Annotated in this window: 12 protein-coding genes and 3 pseudogenes; 7 read left to right on the forward strand and 8 right to left on the reverse strand. The window is 70.3% G+C overall.

The features are described 5' to 3' along the window. The 3 genes from A5760_RS18380 to A5760_RS18390 all read right to left on the reverse strand — a co-directional run. Positions 1-769, reverse strand: a 769-nt coding sequence (locus A5760_RS18380; RefSeq protein WP_064883340.1) for a VWA domain-containing protein, incomplete at its 3' end; no start/stop codon positions are given. Positions 770-799: 30 nt separating this feature from the next. After that, positions 800-2,101: a hypothetical protein gene (locus A5760_RS18385; RefSeq protein ID WP_064883342.1), complete on the reverse strand. Its 1,302-nt coding sequence runs from the start codon at positions 2,099-2,101 to the stop codon at positions 800-802. Positions 2,102-2,206: 105 nt separating this feature from the next. Continuing rightward, positions 2,207-3,085, reverse strand: coding sequence for an alkaline phosphatase family protein (locus A5760_RS18390; RefSeq protein ID WP_419538256.1), 879 nt, complete (start codon positions 3,083-3,085; stop codon positions 2,207-2,209). Positions 3,086-3,189: 104 nt separating this feature from the next. Here A5760_RS18390 and upp point away from each other — a divergent pair. Beyond that, a pseudogene (gene upp, locus A5760_RS26280) lies at positions 3,190-3,807 on the forward strand (uracil phosphoribosyltransferase); the annotation flags it as partial. Between the two features lie 7 nt (positions 3,808-3,814). On the opposite strand, the gene A5760_RS18400 reads toward upp, so the two are convergent. Then, a complete protein-coding gene (locus A5760_RS18400; protein WP_064883345.1) occupies positions 3,815-5,395 on the reverse strand; it encodes a phospho-sugar mutase in 1,581 nt (526 codons plus the stop codon). Between the two features lie 4 nt (positions 5,396-5,399). Then, on the reverse strand, positions 5,400-6,215 hold the full coding sequence (locus A5760_RS18405; protein ID WP_064883347.1) for a purine-nucleoside phosphorylase: 816 nt from the start codon (positions 6,213-6,215) through the stop codon (positions 5,400-5,402). Positions 6,216-6,423: 208 nt separating this feature from the next. Between A5760_RS18405 and A5760_RS18410 the strand changes: the two genes are divergently transcribed. From A5760_RS18410 to A5760_RS18420, 3 genes are read left to right on the forward strand one after another with little or no spacing between them, the layout of a single operon-like run. Further along, a complete protein-coding gene (locus A5760_RS18410) occupies positions 6,424-7,038 on the forward strand; it encodes a cutinase family protein (RefSeq protein WP_196772129.1) in 615 nt (204 codons plus the stop codon). A 36-nt stretch (positions 7,039-7,074) separates the two neighbouring features. After that, positions 7,075-8,265, forward strand: coding sequence for a M20 family metallopeptidase (locus A5760_RS18415; RefSeq protein WP_064883348.1), 1,191 nt, complete (start codon positions 7,075-7,077; stop codon positions 8,263-8,265). Beyond that, positions 8,262-9,440, forward strand: coding sequence for a M20 family metallopeptidase (locus tag A5760_RS18420; RefSeq protein ID WP_064883350.1), 1,179 nt, complete (start codon positions 8,262-8,264; stop codon positions 9,438-9,440). The genes A5760_RS18415 and A5760_RS18420 overlap by 4 nt, the downstream gene beginning before the upstream one ends. On the opposite strand, the gene A5760_RS18425 is transcribed toward A5760_RS18420, so the two are convergent. Both A5760_RS18425 and A5760_RS18430 read right to left on the reverse strand, forming a co-directional pair. Continuing rightward, entirely contained in the window at positions 9,437-10,252 is an 816-nt protein-coding gene (locus A5760_RS18425) for an alpha/beta hydrolase (protein ID WP_064883352.1), read from the reverse strand. The two genes, A5760_RS18420 and A5760_RS18425, sit on opposite strands and share 4 nt — an antisense overlap. A 201-nt stretch (positions 10,253-10,453) precedes the next feature. Further along, positions 10,454-10,933, reverse strand: a complete 480-nt coding sequence (locus A5760_RS18430) for a gamma-glutamylcyclotransferase (protein ID WP_064883354.1) — start codon at positions 10,931-10,933, stop codon at positions 10,454-10,456. A gap of 82 nt (positions 10,934-11,015) precedes the next feature. On the opposite strand from A5760_RS18430, the pseudogene A5760_RS18435 reads away from it, so the two are divergent. From A5760_RS18435 to A5760_RS18445, 3 genes and pseudogenes are all read left to right on the forward strand, one after another. Then, positions 11,016-12,497, forward strand: a pseudogene (locus A5760_RS18435) (NAD(P)H-quinone dehydrogenase); the annotation flags it as partial. 34 nt (positions 12,498-12,531) lie between these two features. Further along, a complete protein-coding gene (locus A5760_RS18440) occupies positions 12,532-14,289 on the forward strand; it encodes a glycerol-3-phosphate dehydrogenase/oxidase (protein WP_064883359.1) in 1,758 nt (585 codons plus the stop codon). A 12-nt stretch (positions 14,290-14,301) separates the two neighbouring features. Continuing rightward, positions 14,302-15,168 (forward strand): pseudouridine synthase, encoded by an 867-nt coding sequence (locus A5760_RS18445; protein ID WP_064883361.1) that lies wholly within the window; start codon positions 14,302-14,304, stop codon positions 15,166-15,168. Between the two features lie 75 nt (positions 15,169-15,243). Here the strand turns inward: A5760_RS18445 and A5760_RS18450 are convergent. Beyond that, positions 15,244-15,516: pseudogene (locus tag A5760_RS18450) on the reverse strand (XRE family transcriptional regulator); the annotation flags it as partial.

A 15,516-nucleotide genomic window follows, 5' to 3' on the forward strand; every position in this document is an offset into this window, starting at 1 on the left:
CGTCCACCGGAACCGGGATGGTGGCGCCCTCGTAGTCGACGGTGCCGTACGGGGTGCCGAACGAGATCGTCGAGATCTGTACGCCCCCGGCCTTGGCGGCCCGGGCCGCGGTGAACGCCCCCTGCGGGGCATTGGGGTCCAGCGGCACGTTCTCGGCGCCGTCGGATTCCAGCACGATCCGCGCCGGCGGTGGACCGTCGCCGCCGCCCATCACCGAACCGACCGTCGCGATCGCCTGCAGGGCGGTGAAAATGCCTTCTCCGGTAGCGGTTTTGGGCATCGGCTTGAGGCTGTCGATGCCCGCCTTGACCGCGCCGCGATTGGTCGTCGGAGGCACCAGCAGCGTGGCGTTGGCCGCGAACTCGACCAGCCCGAGGTTGATGCCGGGGGTGAGCTGGCCGGCGAACTGGGTGGCGGCCTGTTCGGCGGCCTTGAGCCGGTTGGGTTCGACGTCGGTCGCCCGCATGGACTGCGACATGTCGATCACCAGCATGATGACGGCGCGGTTGCGCGGGATGCGCATGTCGTGGGTGGGGGTGGCCAGCGCGATGGTCAACAGCGCCAGGCACAGCAGCGACACGGCGATCGGGAGGTGCCGCCACGGCGACTGCGCCACGGGGGTTTCGGTGTAGCGGTGCAGCCGTTGGCGGCGCCGCGCCTGGACCAGGACGTAGACGGCCAGCAGGGCCAGGGGCACCAAGCCGAACAGCAACAGGCCCGGACGTTGGAACCCGTAGAGAGGTAGCGGGCCGATACCGGGAAGCGACACGTCACCCAACCTATCGCGTCAACGACGGCGCTACTCGCGGCGCAGCCGTCCGTCGACGAACTGCTCGAGCTTCTCCCACTCGCGCACCGCCGCGGCGTACGGCGGCGACGGCTTGGTGACCGAGTCGGGCTCGAGCACTGCGGCCACGAATTTGCCCAGCGGCTTGCTCGTCTCGAGGGCCTTGTCGACGGTGCTCTCCTCGGAGTAGTCGCCGATGTCGCGGAGCACCTCGACGGCGAGTTCCAGCTGCTCGCGATCCACGGCGTCCGGTCCGTCGGCCAGGTCGTCGGCCAGCCCGCTGAGCACGTAGATGTTGTCGTCGGTGATCTCGACCGCCAGCGAGCCGTCGGTCGCGGCGGTGCGGATGTCGTCGTAGGTGCTCAGGTCGGCCAGGTCGTGGTCGTGCTCGTCGGCCAGGTAGCGGGCCAGCGCACGCTCGGACGTGAAGACGCTGATGCGTCCGTTGCGGCCGAGGAAGATCGGCTGGTCGTCCAGGTAGCAGCGCAGCGTGTAGAAGGTGCCAGAACTCGTCATGATCCGGATCGGATCGATGCCCACCTGCAGCCAGAAGTCCTTGTCGCTGCCCAGCACGACGGTGTCGCCGGTCGCGCGGTCGGGCTCGTCGTCGATGTCCTCGTCCTGCGCCCCGGCGTCATCCTCCGCGGCTTCCTCGGCGGCCTCTTCCTCGACGGCGTCCTCGGTGCCGGTGTCCTCCTCCGGCTCGTCCTCCTCGCGCTCCTCGGCCAGTTCGTCCGCGGCCTTGTCCGACAGCTTGGCGTCCACCTCGGGGGTGCTGACGATGCCGTCGATCGCGGCGAGCACGTCGTCCCAGCTGCGCCCGATCACCTCGGCGATCGCATTCCAGCGCTTGGCGCCGGCCTTGCCGGTGAACTGCTCGATTCCGCCGGACACGGTGCCCAGGCTGGGGTTGCCGTTGAAGAACTTTGACACCGCCGCCAGCTCGCACACCGATCCGATGGACGACACGATCGACAGCGTGCCCGCCAGCGCGGACACCGACTCCTCGGTGGGCTTCTCCGCCACCAGCTCCTCGACGGCGACCAGGTCGAACTGCTTGTCGTCGGCCGGCTCGAACGTGTGCGCGTGCGCCGCCCGCAGCTCCTTCCACCCCGGGTGGTCGGTCAGGTCGTTGTCGTCGTCCGAACGCACGAACGCGACCAGATCGGCGACGCTGGCGAACCCGAACAGGTCCTCGTCCTTGCCCAGGAACGCCTCCCACTCGTCGCCGGAGTCGCGCCAGCGGGGTGCCCACACGGTGTAGCGGTCACCTTCGGACAGGCTCAGGCGGATCGGCACGAGGTCAGCAACCATGCGGCACAGAATAGCGACGACGGCCGAACGTGCTTATCGGGCCTCGTGGCGACCGCGAGCGCGGCGGAGCCGGGCGAAGCGGGTCGCCACCATCGGCCATCGGGGCTAGCCCCAGATATCGGTGATGGGCGCGGCGTTGGCGGCGTAGCCCGTCTTGGGTAATCCGTACATCTGCTCCACCGTGGAAAGCACGTTGTAGTGGTTGATCTGTTCGCTGTAGTTGCCGGGACGGATGTGGGCGCCGTAGAACACCGTGGGGATCTGGTTGCGGCTGCCGTTGTCGTCCTCGTCGAACGTCACGATCAGCAGGCTGTTGTTGGCCACCGCCCAGTTCGCGTACCCGGACAGCTCGCGGTTCAGCCAGGAGTCGGCCTGCGCGATCGAGCCGTCATGCATGTTGTCGTCGTTGTCGGGGATGACGAACGAGACGGTCGGCAGGCTGGAGTAGTTGCCCCTCGGGAACGCAGAGAACGGCAGCGAGTTCGCCGCCGGCACGTTGGTGAAGTTGGCCCAGGGCACATGCTTGCGCGCGTACTTGCCCGCGCTGCAGACCGGTGATCCGGCCGCAGGCAGGCCCTCGGCGAAACCGACGAATGTGTATCCCGCGGCGAGTAATTCGGAGCCGAGGTTCGGCGCGGCGCCGCCGTTGACCGGGCACAGGTCCTTGGTCACGCCGAATGTATTGCCGGCGAACAGCGCCAGGTAATTCGGTTCGCTGGGATGGGTTTCGGCGAACGACTGGGTCATGTTGGCGCCGTTCGCGGCCAGCGTGGTGATGAACGGCGATGACTTGTTGCCGATGATGCCGTTCTCGGAACGGTTCTCCTCGACCACGATCACGACGTGCGCCGGTTGCGGAATCGCCGCTGCCGCAAGGCCTATGCGCGGAGTCAACGGGCTGGCCGCCAGTGCCACCAGCGCCAGGGCGCCAAGGATGCGCAGGCTCCGGTACGCCCCGCCGATCAGCCTTCTCGGACTTCGAATTTCGCGCAACACGTCCGGAGTATAGGAACGGGTGCGGGTGACTTCCGGGACGGACGCGAGCGTGTCAGAAGGGCTTTGCCCGATCGTTATATACCCTCGACCCCATGGAAATGTGCGTCGTCGACCACCCGTTGGCCGCCGCCCGGCTGACGGTGCTGCGTGACGAACGCACCGATACCGCCGGATTTCGCGCCGCGCTGCACGAGCTGACGCTGATGCTGGTCTACGAAGCCAGCCGGGACGCGCCGCGAAAGTCGGTGAAGATCCGCACCCCGGTGGCCCGGGCGGTCGGGACGCGCTTGGTCAAGCCGCCGCTGCTGGTGCCGGTGCTGCGGGCCGGACTGGGCATGGTCGACGCGGCGCACGCGGCGATACCGGACGCGGAGGTGGGCTTCGTCGGCGTCGCCCGCAACGAGGAAACCCACCTGCCGGTGCCGTATCTGGAGGCGCTGCCCGACAAGCTCGCGGGCAGGCCGGTGATCGTCCTCGATCCGATGCTGGCCACCGGCGGGTCGATGGTGCACGCGATCGACCTGTTGGCGCGCCGCGGCGCGACGGATATCACCGTGCTCTGTGTGGTGGCGGCCCCGGAAGGCATTGCGGCGGTGAGGAAAGCGGCGCCGGACGCGCGGGTGTTCACCGCCGCGGTCGACAAGGGTCTGAACAAGGCGGCCTATATCGTGCCAGGCCTCGGCGATGCCGGCGACCGCCAATTCGGGCCCAACCTGTTCACCAGCTCTGCACCGCAGCGACCAGCTCCTCGCGCAGGGCGCCGGCGCGCCGCCGCGAAGAGTCCAGGTCGTCGTACACCGCGCAGCGAATCTCCAAGTAGCACTTCAACTTCGGCTCGGTCCCGGAAGGCCGCACCACCAGCCTGATCGACGTGTCCTCGTCGCCGCCGGTGAAGATCAGCGCGTCGCTGATATCGGTGAGGCTCGCGGTGTAACCCGCCAGCGCTTTCGGCGGCGCCGCGCGCCACCGCCGCATGAGTTCGACCGCCTCGGTGGGACCGGTGACCCGGCGCGACACCGCGGCGACGTCGTGCACCCCGTACCGCCGGGCCAGCTCGTCGAGCAGGTCGCAGACCGAACGGCCACGCCGCGCGGCCGCGGCCACCAGGTCGCACACCAGCACCGCGGCGCTGATGCCGTCCTTGTCGCGGACGGCCGCGGGGTCGACGCAGTGCCCGATCGCCTCCTCGTAGGCGTAGATCAGCGTGCCGCCGGGCACTTCCTCGTCGGCGCGGGCCAGCCATTTGAAGCCGGTGAGGGTTTCGACGTGGACGGCGCCGTGGCGCGCGGCGATGGCCGACAGCATCCGCGAGGACACCACCGTGCTGGCCACCACCGGTGTGTCCGGCCGGGTCGTGGACAGCAGGTAATCGCCTAGCAGCCAACCGGTTTCGTCGCCCGACAGCATCCGCCACCGCCCCGCGTCGGGAATGCCGACGGCGCACCGGTCGGCGTCGGGATCCAGCGCGATCGCCACGTCGGCGCCGACGTCGGCGGCCAGGGCCAGCAGCGCGTCGTGGGCGCCGGGCTCCTCGGGGTTGGGGAACGCGACCGTGGGAAAGTCCGGGTCCGGTGCGAACTGTCTTGCGACGGAGTGTACTTCGGTGATCCCCGCGCGGTGCAACGTCTCGACGGCCACCGCGCCGCCCACCCCGTGCAGCGCGGTCAACACCACCCGCACCGAACCGGTGCCACGGCGCAACCCGGCCGCCCGCTCGATGTAGCGCTCGACGAGGTCGGTGTGCGCGGGTTCGACCCGGGCCCTGGCGATCTGGTCGGCAGGCGGGGCGGCGGCCATCGCGGCTTCGATCTCGCGGTCGGTGGGGGAGACGATCTGGATGCCGCCGTCCAGGTACACCTTGTAGCCGTTGTCGGCGGGCGGGTTATGCGATGCGGTGATCTGTATCCCGGCCGGCGCGCCGGTAAGCCGCACCGCGAACGCCACCACCGGGGTGGGCACCGGGCCGGGCAGAAGCAGAACGGAAAACCCTTGGGCAGCAAGCACTTCAGCCGTCACCGTGGCGAATACGGCCGAGCCGTGCCGGGCGTCGCGTCCCACAATCACCGACGAGCCGTGCAGGCCGCGCCGGATCAGCACCTGCGCCACGGCCCAGCTGGCCCGCGACACCACCGCGACGTTCATGGCGTCCGGCCCGCCGCGCACCGGCCCGCGCAGGCCCGCCGTGCCGAAACTAAGGGGGCGGGCGAACCTCGCGGCGAGTTCGTCCGGGTCGCACGCGGCGAGCTCGGCGGCCGTCGCCGGGTCGGGATCGTGGGCGATCCACTCCTCGGGCGTCATGGCCCTAGAACCGGGGGAGCTGCTCGAGGATCATGGCCAGCAGCGCCCCCATCCGGGTGGCCGCCGCGGCCCCGGCGGCCAGCACCTCGGTGTGGCTCAGCGGCTCGCCGCTGATCCCGGCGGCCAGGTTGGTCACCAGCGACACCCCGAGCACCTCGGCGCCGGCGGCCCGGGCCGCGATGGTCTCGTGCACCGTCGACATGCCGACCAGGTCGGCGCCGAGCGTGCGCAGCATCCGGATCTCGGCCGGCGTCTCGTAGTGCGGGCCGGGCAGCCCGGCGTAGACGCCCTCGGTCAGCGTCGGGTCGGCCTGGCGGGCGAGTGCGCGCAGCCGCGGGGAGTAGGCGTCGGTCAGGTCCACGAATTGCGGGCCGACCAGCGGGGAACGGGCGGTCAGATTCAGGTGGTCGCTGATCAGCACGGGTTCGCCGACGGCCATGTCCGGGCGCAGGCCGCCCGCCGCGTTGGTCAGCACGACCGCGCGCACCCCGGCGGCGCAGGCCGCCCGCACCGAGTGCACGACGTGACACAGGTCGTGGCCCTCGTAGGCGTGGATGCGCCCGACCAGCACCAGCACCCGGTGCGCACCGATGCGCATCGACAACAGCTCGCCGGTGTGCCCGACCGCGGTGGGCGGCCTGAACCCGGGCAGCTCGGCCTGCGGCAGCACGGCGGTGGGGGTGCCGAGCGCTGCGACCGCCGGCGGCCAGCCCGATCCGAGCACGATGGCGACGTCGTGCTCGGCGATTCCGGTGCGTTCGGCGATGACCTCGGCCGCCCGGCGCGCGAGGTCGCCTGGGTCGGACGGGGTTTCGGTCACAGTGGGGGAGCCTAGCCGCGCGACGGCGAGCGCCGGTAGCGGCGCGAGTGAGGAGCGCGGCGATGGAGCCGAGCCCGCGCCAGCGAGAAGCGGGGCCATCGAGCCGGGCCGTGCGACGGTGTCCCCGATATGTGTCAGGATCTGCCGTATGAATCTGCGTAGGTGGCCGGTGGTTGGCCCGGTCATGGGAGTAGCCGTCGCTGTTGTGCTGTCGGTGGTTTCGATCACATTCGGCCCGGCACCGTCGGCGAAAGCCGACTGTCCCGATGTGCAACTCATCTTCGCCCGCGGTACCGCCGAGCCGCCCGGCCTGGGCGTCGTGGGCGACGCGCTGTTCGGCGCGCTGCAGCCGGCGCTGGGCTCGCGCAACGTCGACTCCTACGCGGTGAACTACCCGGCCAGCTACAACTTCCTGACCACCGCCGACGGCGCGAACGACGCGCGCGACCACATCGCAGCGATGGTCGACCAGTGCCCGTCGACGCGGCTGGTGCTGGGCGGCTTCTCGCAGGGCGCCGCCGCGGTCTCGATGCTCGCCGGGGTGCCGCCGGTGGGCCAACGCATCGGCAACTTCGGCTCGGCTCCGGCGCTGGATCCCGGCCTGGCCAACAAGATCGCGGCGGTCGCGGTGTTCGGCAACCCCGGCAACCGCTTCAACACGCCGCTGTCGTCGACGGGCGCGTTCTCCGGCCGCGCCATCGACTTGTGCAGCGAGGGCGATCCCGTCTGTGTCGTCGGTGGCCGCGACCGCGATGCGCACCACGACTATTCGGCACCGCCGTACCCCGGCCAGGCGGCGGGATTCATCGCGGGGCTGGTATAGCCCGGCGGGGTAGGGCCGCGGTGACATACTGCGAGAGTGCCCATAACCCCGTTAGACAGCGTTGAAGATGTCGTGCGGCGGCGTGGTGCCGACCTTGTCGAGTTGTCGCACGACATCCATGGCGAGCCTGAGCTGGCCTTCGCCGAGCATCGCAGCTGCGCCAAGGCGCAGGCACTGGTCGCCGAGCGCGGCTTCGAGATCACCGCGGCCGCCGGCGGGCTGGACACCGCCTTTCGCGCCGACTTCGGCAGCGGGCCGCTGACCATCGGGATCTGCGCCGAATACGACGCGCTGCCCGAGATCGGCCACGCCTGCGGCCACAACATCATCGCGGCGTCGGCGGTGGGCACCGCGCTGGCGCTGGCCGAGGTGGCCGACGTCCTGGGGCTGCGGGTGTCGTTGCTGGGCACGCCGGCCGAGGAGGCCGGCGGCGGCAAGGCGCTGCTGCTGAAGGCCGGGGTGTTCGACGACATCGCCGCGGCGGTCATGCTTCACCCCGGGCCGGCCGACATCGCCGCGGCCCGCTCGCTGGCCCTGTCCGAGGCGACGGTTAACTACCGCGGCAAGGAATCCCACGCGGCCGTCGCGCCGCACCAGGGCATCAACGCCGTCGACGCCGTCACCATCGCTCAGGTGGCCATCGGGCTGCTGCGCCAGCAACTGGCGCCCGGGCAGCTGGTGCACGGGATCGTCACCAACGGCGGGCAGGCGGTCAACGTCATCCCCGGCCACGCGACGCTGGAGTACGCGATGCGCGCGGTCGAAGCGGATTCGCTGCGCGAGCTGGAGGGCCGGATGTACGCCTGCTTCGCCGCGGGCGCGCTGGCCACCGGCTGCGAATACGACATCGACAACCCCGCACCGCCGTATGACGAACTGAAGCCCGACCAATGGCTGGCCGACACCTTCCGCGACGAGATGTGCCGGCTCGGCCGCGAGCCGGTGGACCGCGAGTACGAGGCGGCGCTGCCGATGGGCAGCACCGACATGGGCAACGTGACGCACGTGCTGCCGGGCATCCACCCGGTGGTCGGGGTCGATGCCGGCGGCGCCATGGTTCACCAGCGCGCCTTCGCCGAAGCCGCCGCCGGTCCCAGCGCCGACCGCGCGGTGGTCGAGGGTGCGATCATGTTGGCGCGCACGGTGGTTCAGCTGGCCCAGACGCCCGCCCAGCGCGACCGGGTGCTGGACGCGCGGGAGCGCAGGCGCGCCGGGGCGCAATCATGAGCCTGGTCGACGCCGCCGATGCCTGGCTGGCCACCCACCACGACGACCTGGTCGAGTGGCGCCGGCACATTCACCGCTATCCCGAGCTTGGCCGCCAGGAGTACGCCACCACCCAGTTCGTCGCCGAGCGGCTGGCCGAAGCCGGGCTCAACCCGAAGGTGCTGCCCGGCGGAACCGGACTGGTCTGCGACATCGGCCCCGAGCACGAGCCCAGGATCGCGCTGCGCGCCGACATGGACGCCCTGCCGATGGCCGAGCTCAGCGGCGCCCCGTACGCCTCCACCATGCCGAACGTGGCGCATGCCTGCGGTCACGACGCGCACACCGCCATCCTGCTGGGCACCGCGCTGGTGCTGGCGTCGGTGCCCGAGCTGCCGGTCGGGGTGCGGCTGATCTTCCAGGCGGCCGAGGAGCTGATGCCCGGCGGGGCGATCGACGCCATCGCGGCCGGCGCCATCACCGGGGTGTCGCGGATCTTCGCCCTGCACTGCGACCCCCGGCTGGAGGTCGGCAAGATCGCGGTCCGGCACGGCCCCATCACGTCGGCGGCCGACCAGATAGAGATCACGCTGTATTCACCCGGCGGGCACACGTCGCGGCCACACCTGACCGCCGACCTGGTGTACGGGCTGGGCACGCTGATCACCGGGCTGCCAGGGGTGTTGTCGCGTCGCATCGACCCGCGCAACGGCACCGTGCTGGTCTGGGGCGCGGTCAACGCCGGCGTGGCCGCCAACGCCATCCCGCAGACCGGCGTGCTGGCCGGCACCGTGCGCACCGCGAGCCGGCAGACCTGGGTGGGCTTGGAGGAGATCATCCGCGACACGGTGTCCGGGCTGCTGGCGCCGCTGGCCATCGAGCACACGCTGCAATACCGGCGCGGCGTACCGCCGGTGGTCAACGAGGACGTCTCGACGCGCATCCTCACCCACGCGATCGAATCGATCGGCCCCGACGCGCTGGCCGACACCCGCCAGTCCGGCGGTGGCGAGGACTTCTCCTGGTACCTGGAGGAGGTTCCCGGTGCGATGGCCCGGTTGGGGGTGTGGCCGGGGATGGGACCACAGCTGGACCTGCACCAGCCGACTTTCAATCTCGACGAGCGGGCCCTGCCGATCGGGGTGCGCGTGATGACGAACATTGTCGAGCAGTCGGCCGCATTCGACCGCTGCTAGGCGCCGGTGGCGCGGACCACGTGTTCGGCGATGCGGGTGTAGGTGCGCCGCGTGACGTCGCCGGCCTCGCTCATGATGTTGTAGCCGTGGTCGACTCCGGCCACCTCGTGGTACTCCGCTAACGCTGAAACGGCGCCGAGTTTGCCTGCGTACCTGCGGGCTTCGTCGCGCAGCCGATCGTGCTCGGCCGTGACGACCAGGGCGGGCGCGATGCCGGCGATGTCGTCGGCGTTGTCACCCCAGGCGGGTGAGGCCAGGCGGTCGCGCCGCCGTGCCGGCTCGGGGATGTAGGCGGTGTCGAAGACCTCGCTCATCCACGGCTTCATGATGGCGCGGCGGCCCAGGGTGGATGGCTTGTCGCGGCTGGGCGTCACCAAATCCAGCGGCGCGTAGTGCAGCACCTGCAGCGCGATGTCGGGGCCACCGTTCTCCAGCGCGAGGCGGGCCGCCGCCGCGGACAGGTTGCCGCCCGCGCTTTGACCGCCGACGCACAGCCGGGTGCCGTCCCAGTCGCGGCCGGGGCCGGCCGCCCAGCACACGACGTCGTAGATCTGATGCACCGCGGCGGGAAAGCGGTGCCGGGGCGCCAGGACATAGTCGGGGTTGATCACCACTACTCCCGCGTTCGCGGCCAGGTAACGGCACCACGGATCGTCCTGTTCGGGGTGCCCGACCACGAACCCGCCGCCGTGCACATTGACGTAGACGGGCGGGTTCGCCGCCGTCGGGTGGTAGACGGTCGCGCACGCCGGACCGTGGCGGGTATCGATGGTGACCTCAGAGGTGCGGCCGGCGAACTCCGGGAAGCGCACGGCGGCTTTGGGGGCGGGGTTGACCGTGGCGGCGAAGGTGCGGGCGGCCGCGTCGGCTACCAGCGGTATGGAAAGAATGGACAGGCGATTTTCCTTCCCTGGGCGGCACCCCGATCAGGGCGCGCAGCGTCGGTCTGTCTGTCTACCGTCCCGATCGCGGTCGGGCGAATGATTTTTTACGGGCGTCGCCGGGAAGCCCGGTCAGGCGCCGGTTCCCGGACCGATGTTGCTTGCCGGGCGGGTCCGCAGCCAGTGCACGTATTCGCTTGGCGCCCCGGCGATTTCGGCGGCATCGGCCATCACGCCCAGGTACCGCGCCGACGGCATCCCGCCCTCCCAGGCGTCCAGGACGTACAGCCACGCCAGCACCGGGTCGGTGTCGGTGTCCGAGGAGATGCGCTCCACTCTGCACCGGATCTTCTTGTGGACGCCGAACTCCGAGCCCTCCCAGCGGTCCAGGTTGTTCTCGTCCGCAGGTGTCATGTCGTAGAGGACGACGAACACCTTCGAATCCGGGTCCTCGACGACGCTGGCCAGCGCGCCCTCCCAGCCGATGTCCTCGCCGCCGAAGGTCAATCGCCAGCCGTGCAGCCAGCCGGTTCCGGCCATCGGCGAATGCGGCGCGCGTTTCTGCATCTGCTCGGGATCCATGTTCGACCCGTACGCGGCGTAGAGCGGCACGGGGAAATCTTAGACGTCCGATGCTGGTGGGTCTTCCCCCGAGCATTCGCCGGGGCCCCGCCGCTTCGTTAGGTTAGGGGCTGTGGTGACCCGCATCGTGATCCTCGGCGGAGGCCCGGCCGGGTACGAAGCCGCGCTGGTGGCCGCGAGCTCGCACCCCGACACGACCCGCGTCACGGTGATCGACTCCGAGGGGATCGGCGGGGCGGCCGTCTTGGACGACTGCGTGCCGTCCAAGACGTTCATCGCCTCGACCTGGCTGCGCACCGAATTGCGCCGGGCGCCGCGGCTGGGCTTCGAGATCGACATCGACGACGCCAAGATCTCGCTGCCGCAGATCCATGCCCGGGTCAAGCAGCTCGCCAGCGAGCAGTCCGCCGACATCACCGATCAGCTGCTCAGCATGGGCGTGCACGTGGTGGCCGGCCACGGCGAGCTGATCGACCCAGCGCCGGGGCTGGCCTGTCACCGCATCAAAGCGACACATTCCGACGGCACCACCAGCGAATACGAGGCCGACGTCGTGCTGATCGCCACCGGTGCCAGCCCGCGGGTGCTGCCGTCGGCGCCGCCCGACGGCGAGCGGATCCTGACCTGGCGCCAGCTCTACAACCTGGAGGCGCTGCCCGAGCACCTGATCGTGGTCGGGTCCGGGGTCACCGGCGCCGAATTCGTGCACGCCTACACCGAGTTGGGCGTGCCGGTGACCGTGGTCGCCAGCCGGGACCGGGTGCTGCCCTACGAGGACGCCGACGCCGCCCTGGTGCTGGAGGAGGCGTTCTCCGAGCGCGGCGTCGAGCTGGTCAAGAACGCCCGCGCGCAATCGGTGACCCGCACCGAGAACGGCGTGCTGGTCACGCTGGGCGACGGGAGCACGGTCGAGGGCAGCCACGCGCTGATGACCATCGGGTCGGTGCCCAACACCAGCGGCCTGGGCCTGGACCGGGTCGGCATCGAGCTGGGCCGCGGCGGCTACCTGACCGTGGACCGGGTGTCGCGGACCTCGGTCGCCGGCATCTACGCCGCCGGTGACTGCACCGGGCTGCTGCCGCTGGCCTCGGTCGCGGCGATGCAGGGCCGGATCGCGATGTATCACGCGCTGGGCGAGGGTGTCAGCCCGATCCGGCTGCGCACGGTGGCGGCGACGGTGTTCACCAGGCCCGAGATCGCGGCCGTCGGCGTCCCGCAGACGATGATCGACGACGGCTCGGTGCCGGCCCGCACGGTCATGCTGCCGCTGCGGACCAACGCGCGGGCCAAGATGTCGGGGCTGCGCCAGGGTTTCGTGAAGCTGTTCTGCCGCCAGGCCACCGGCGTGGTGATCGGCGGCGTGGTGGTGGCGCCGATCGCCTCCGAGCTGATCCTGCCGATCGCCGTGGCGGTGACGAACCGGATCACCGTCAACGAGCTGGCGCAGACGCTGGCGGTTTACCCCTCGTTGTCCGGCTCGATCACCGAGGCGGCCCGGCGGCTGATGGCGCACGACGATCTGGACTAGCTGGCGCGGCGCGGGCCGGCCCCGGAACGGTTAGCCTTGGTGCAGCACGTCCTACTGACGAGTAACCGACAGGAGTTTCCCCAGTGCGGAGTCCTCTGCCGTGAGCAACCCGATTCAGGCACCCGGTAGCGCACAAACCTGGACGGCTTCTTCTCTGGGACCTAAGCAACGTGCGTTGGCCTGGGAACGACTGGGCACCGAGCAGTTCGACATGGTGGTGATCGGCGGCGGCGTGGTGGGCTCGGGCTGCGCGCTGGATGCCGCGACCCGCGGGCTCAAGGTGGCGCTGGTGGAAGCGCGTGATTTCGCCTCGGGCACCTCGAGCCGCTCGTCGAAGATGTTCCACGGTGGCCTGCGCTACCTCGAACAGCTGGAGTTCGGGCTGGTGCGCGAGGCGCTTTACGAGCGTGAGCTGTCGCTGACCACGCTGGCGCCGCATCTGGTCAAGCCGATGCCATTCCTGTTCCCGTTGACCAATCGCATGTGGGAGCGTCCCTACATCGCCGCCGGCATCTTTCTCTACGACCGGCTGGGCGGCGCGAAATCGGTTCCGGCGCAGAAGCATTTGACGCGCGCCGGCGCGTTGCGGCTGTGCCCGGGCCTCAAGCGCAGCTCGTTGATCGGTGGAATCCGGTACTACGACACGGTTGTCGACGACGCCCGGCACACCATGACCGTCGCGCGCACCGCCGCGCATTACGGCGTGGTGGTGCGCAACTCCACCCAGGTGGTCGCGATGCTGCGCGAAGGCGATCGGGTGACCGGTGTGCGCGTCCGCGACTCCGAGGACGGCGCGATCACCGAAGTCCGCGGGCACGTGGTGGTCAACGCGACCGGGGTGTGGACCGACGAGATCCAGGCATTGTCCAAGCAGCGCGGGCGATTTCAGGTCCGTGCGTCCAAGGGCGTGCACGTGGTGGTGCCGCGCGACCGCATCGTCAGCGATGTCGCGATCATCCTGCGCACCGAGAAGTCGGTGATGTTCGTCATCCCGTGGGGGACCCACTGGATCATCGGCACCACCGACACCGACTGGAATCTCGACCTGGCGCATCCCGCGGCCACCAAGGCCGACATCGACTACATCCTGGAGACCGTCAACACGGTGCTGGCCATCCCGCTGACGCACGCCGACATCGACGGCGTGTACGCGGGGCTGCGGCCGCTGCTGGCCGGCGAGAGCGAGGAGACCTCCAAGCTGTCCCGCGAGCACGCGGTGGCGGTGCCCGCGCCGGGCCTGGTGGCCATCGCCGGCGGCAAGTACACCACCTATCGGGTGATGGCCGCCGACGCGGTTGATGCTGCGGCCCAGTTCATTCCGGCCCGGGTGGCGCCGTCGATCACCGAGAAGGTCAGCCTGCTGGGGGCAGACGGCTACTTCGCGCTGATCAACCAGGCCGAGCACGTCGCCGAGCTGCAGGGTCTGCATCCCTACCGGGTGCGTCATCTGCTGGACCGCTACGGCTCATTGATCGGTCACGTGCTAGCGCTGGCGGCGCAAAGCCCCGACCTGCTCAACCCGATCAAGGAAGCGCCGGGTTACCTGCGGGTGGAGGCGCTGTACGCCGTAACCGCCGAGGGCGCTTTGCATTTGGAGGACATTCTGGCCCGCCGCATGCGCGTCTCCATCGAATACTCGCATCGCGGGGTCGACTGCGCGCGCGAGGTCGCCGACGTGGTCGCGCCGGTGCTGGGCTGGACGGCCGAGGACATCGAGCGCGAGGTCGCGAACTACACCGCCCGGGTGGAGGCCGAGATCCTGTCGCAGGCCCAGCCCGACGACGTGTCCGCCGACGAGTTGCGGGCCAGCGCGCCCGAGGCCCGCGCCGAGATCCTCGAGCCGGTCCCGCTCAGTTGAGCAGGCCCTGAGATGGCCGTGCGGCCGGCGCCACTGCCCGTGCGGGACGGATTGGGCCCGGCGCGGGTGCGGCTGCGCGGCGGGCCGGTGCTGGCCGAACTCAACGCCCGGTTCGGCGCGCAGGCCCGCGCCAAGGTACTGGCCGGTGAGGTCGTGGGCGCCGACGGCGCGGTAATCGATGCCACCACAGTGCTTCCCGCCGGCGCGAGCGTCTACCTGTACCGCGAGTTGCCGGACGAGGTGCCCGTCCCGTTCGACGTCCCGGTGCTGCACCGCGACGCCGACATCGTGGTCGTCGACAAACCGCACTTTTTGGCCACCATGCCGCGCGGACGCCACGTCGCGCAGACCGCGCTGACGCGGCTGCGGCGGGAACTGGGGTTGCCCGAGCTGAGCCCGGCGCACCGGCTCGACCGGCTGACCGCCGGGGTGCTGCTGTTCACCGCGCGTCGCGAGGTGCGCGGCGCCTATCAGACGCTGTTCTCCCGCGGTTTGGTCGCCAAGACGTATCTGGCCCGGGCCGGCGTCGACCCGGAGCTGGAGCTGCCCCGGGTGGTGAAGAACCGAATCATCAAGCGCCGCGGTCACTTACAGGCCGTCTGCGAACCCGGTGTGCCCAACGCGGAGACCCGCGTGGAGCTGGTGGCCCCGGACGGGCTGTACCGGCTCACGCCACGCACCGGGCGCACCCACCAGCTGCGCCTGCACATGGCCTCGCTGGGGATACCGATCGAGGGTGATCCGTTGTATCCCAACGTCGTTGACGTCGCGCCGGACGACTTCAGTGCCCCGCTGCGGCTGTTGGCGCAGCGCATCGAGTTCACCGATCCGCTGACCGGCCTGCGGCGTGAGTTCGTCAGCCGCCGGGTTGGGCCCTAACCCTTTGAAGAAGGGCTGAGCCCGGGCGCTGCCGACGAAATCCGTTCCCGCGCAAGCACGTCATCGTCGATTCCGCTAGTCGGATCGGTCCGCTCTTGGAGAGGTGATCGGGGGCAGCCGCTCGAGTTCGCGAAGGTGATCGATGATCGCTGCCAAGCTCTTGAGGGCCTGGGGAGTCAGCCCAGAGGCACGCGCTGCCAGGTCGCGCACACCGTTATCGCGTAACGCCTGCAGGAGATCGAGTTGTGCGTCGATCGCCGGGTCCGTGTCTCGATCGATCAGGTAGGACGCCGGCACCCCGAAAAAGTCTGCGATCGCCCGCAAATGCGCGACCGTGGGGTTTCTTTT

The organism is Mycobacterium colombiense (assembly GCF_001665835.1).
In the GTDB taxonomy this organism is placed as follows: Bacteria; Actinomycetota; Actinomycetes; order Mycobacteriales; family Mycobacteriaceae; genus Mycobacterium; species Mycobacterium colombiense_A.

Coding starts and splice junctions, on each gene's coding strand:
- A5760_RS18385 (WP_064883342.1), bottom strand. CDS start 2,101: ATGGTTGCTGACCTCGTGCCGATCCGCCTGAGCCTGTCCGAAGGTGAC.
- A5760_RS18400 (WP_064883345.1), bottom strand. CDS start 5,395: ATGACGCCCGAGGAGTGGATCGCCCACGATCCCGACCCGGCGACGGCC.
- A5760_RS18420 (WP_064883350.1), top strand. CDS start 8,262: ATGAGCCTGGTCGACGCCGCCGATGCCTGGCTGGCCACCCACCACGAC.
- A5760_RS18445 (WP_064883361.1), top strand. CDS start 14,302: ATGGCCGTGCGGCCGGCGCCACTGCCCGTGCGGGACGGATTGGGCCCG.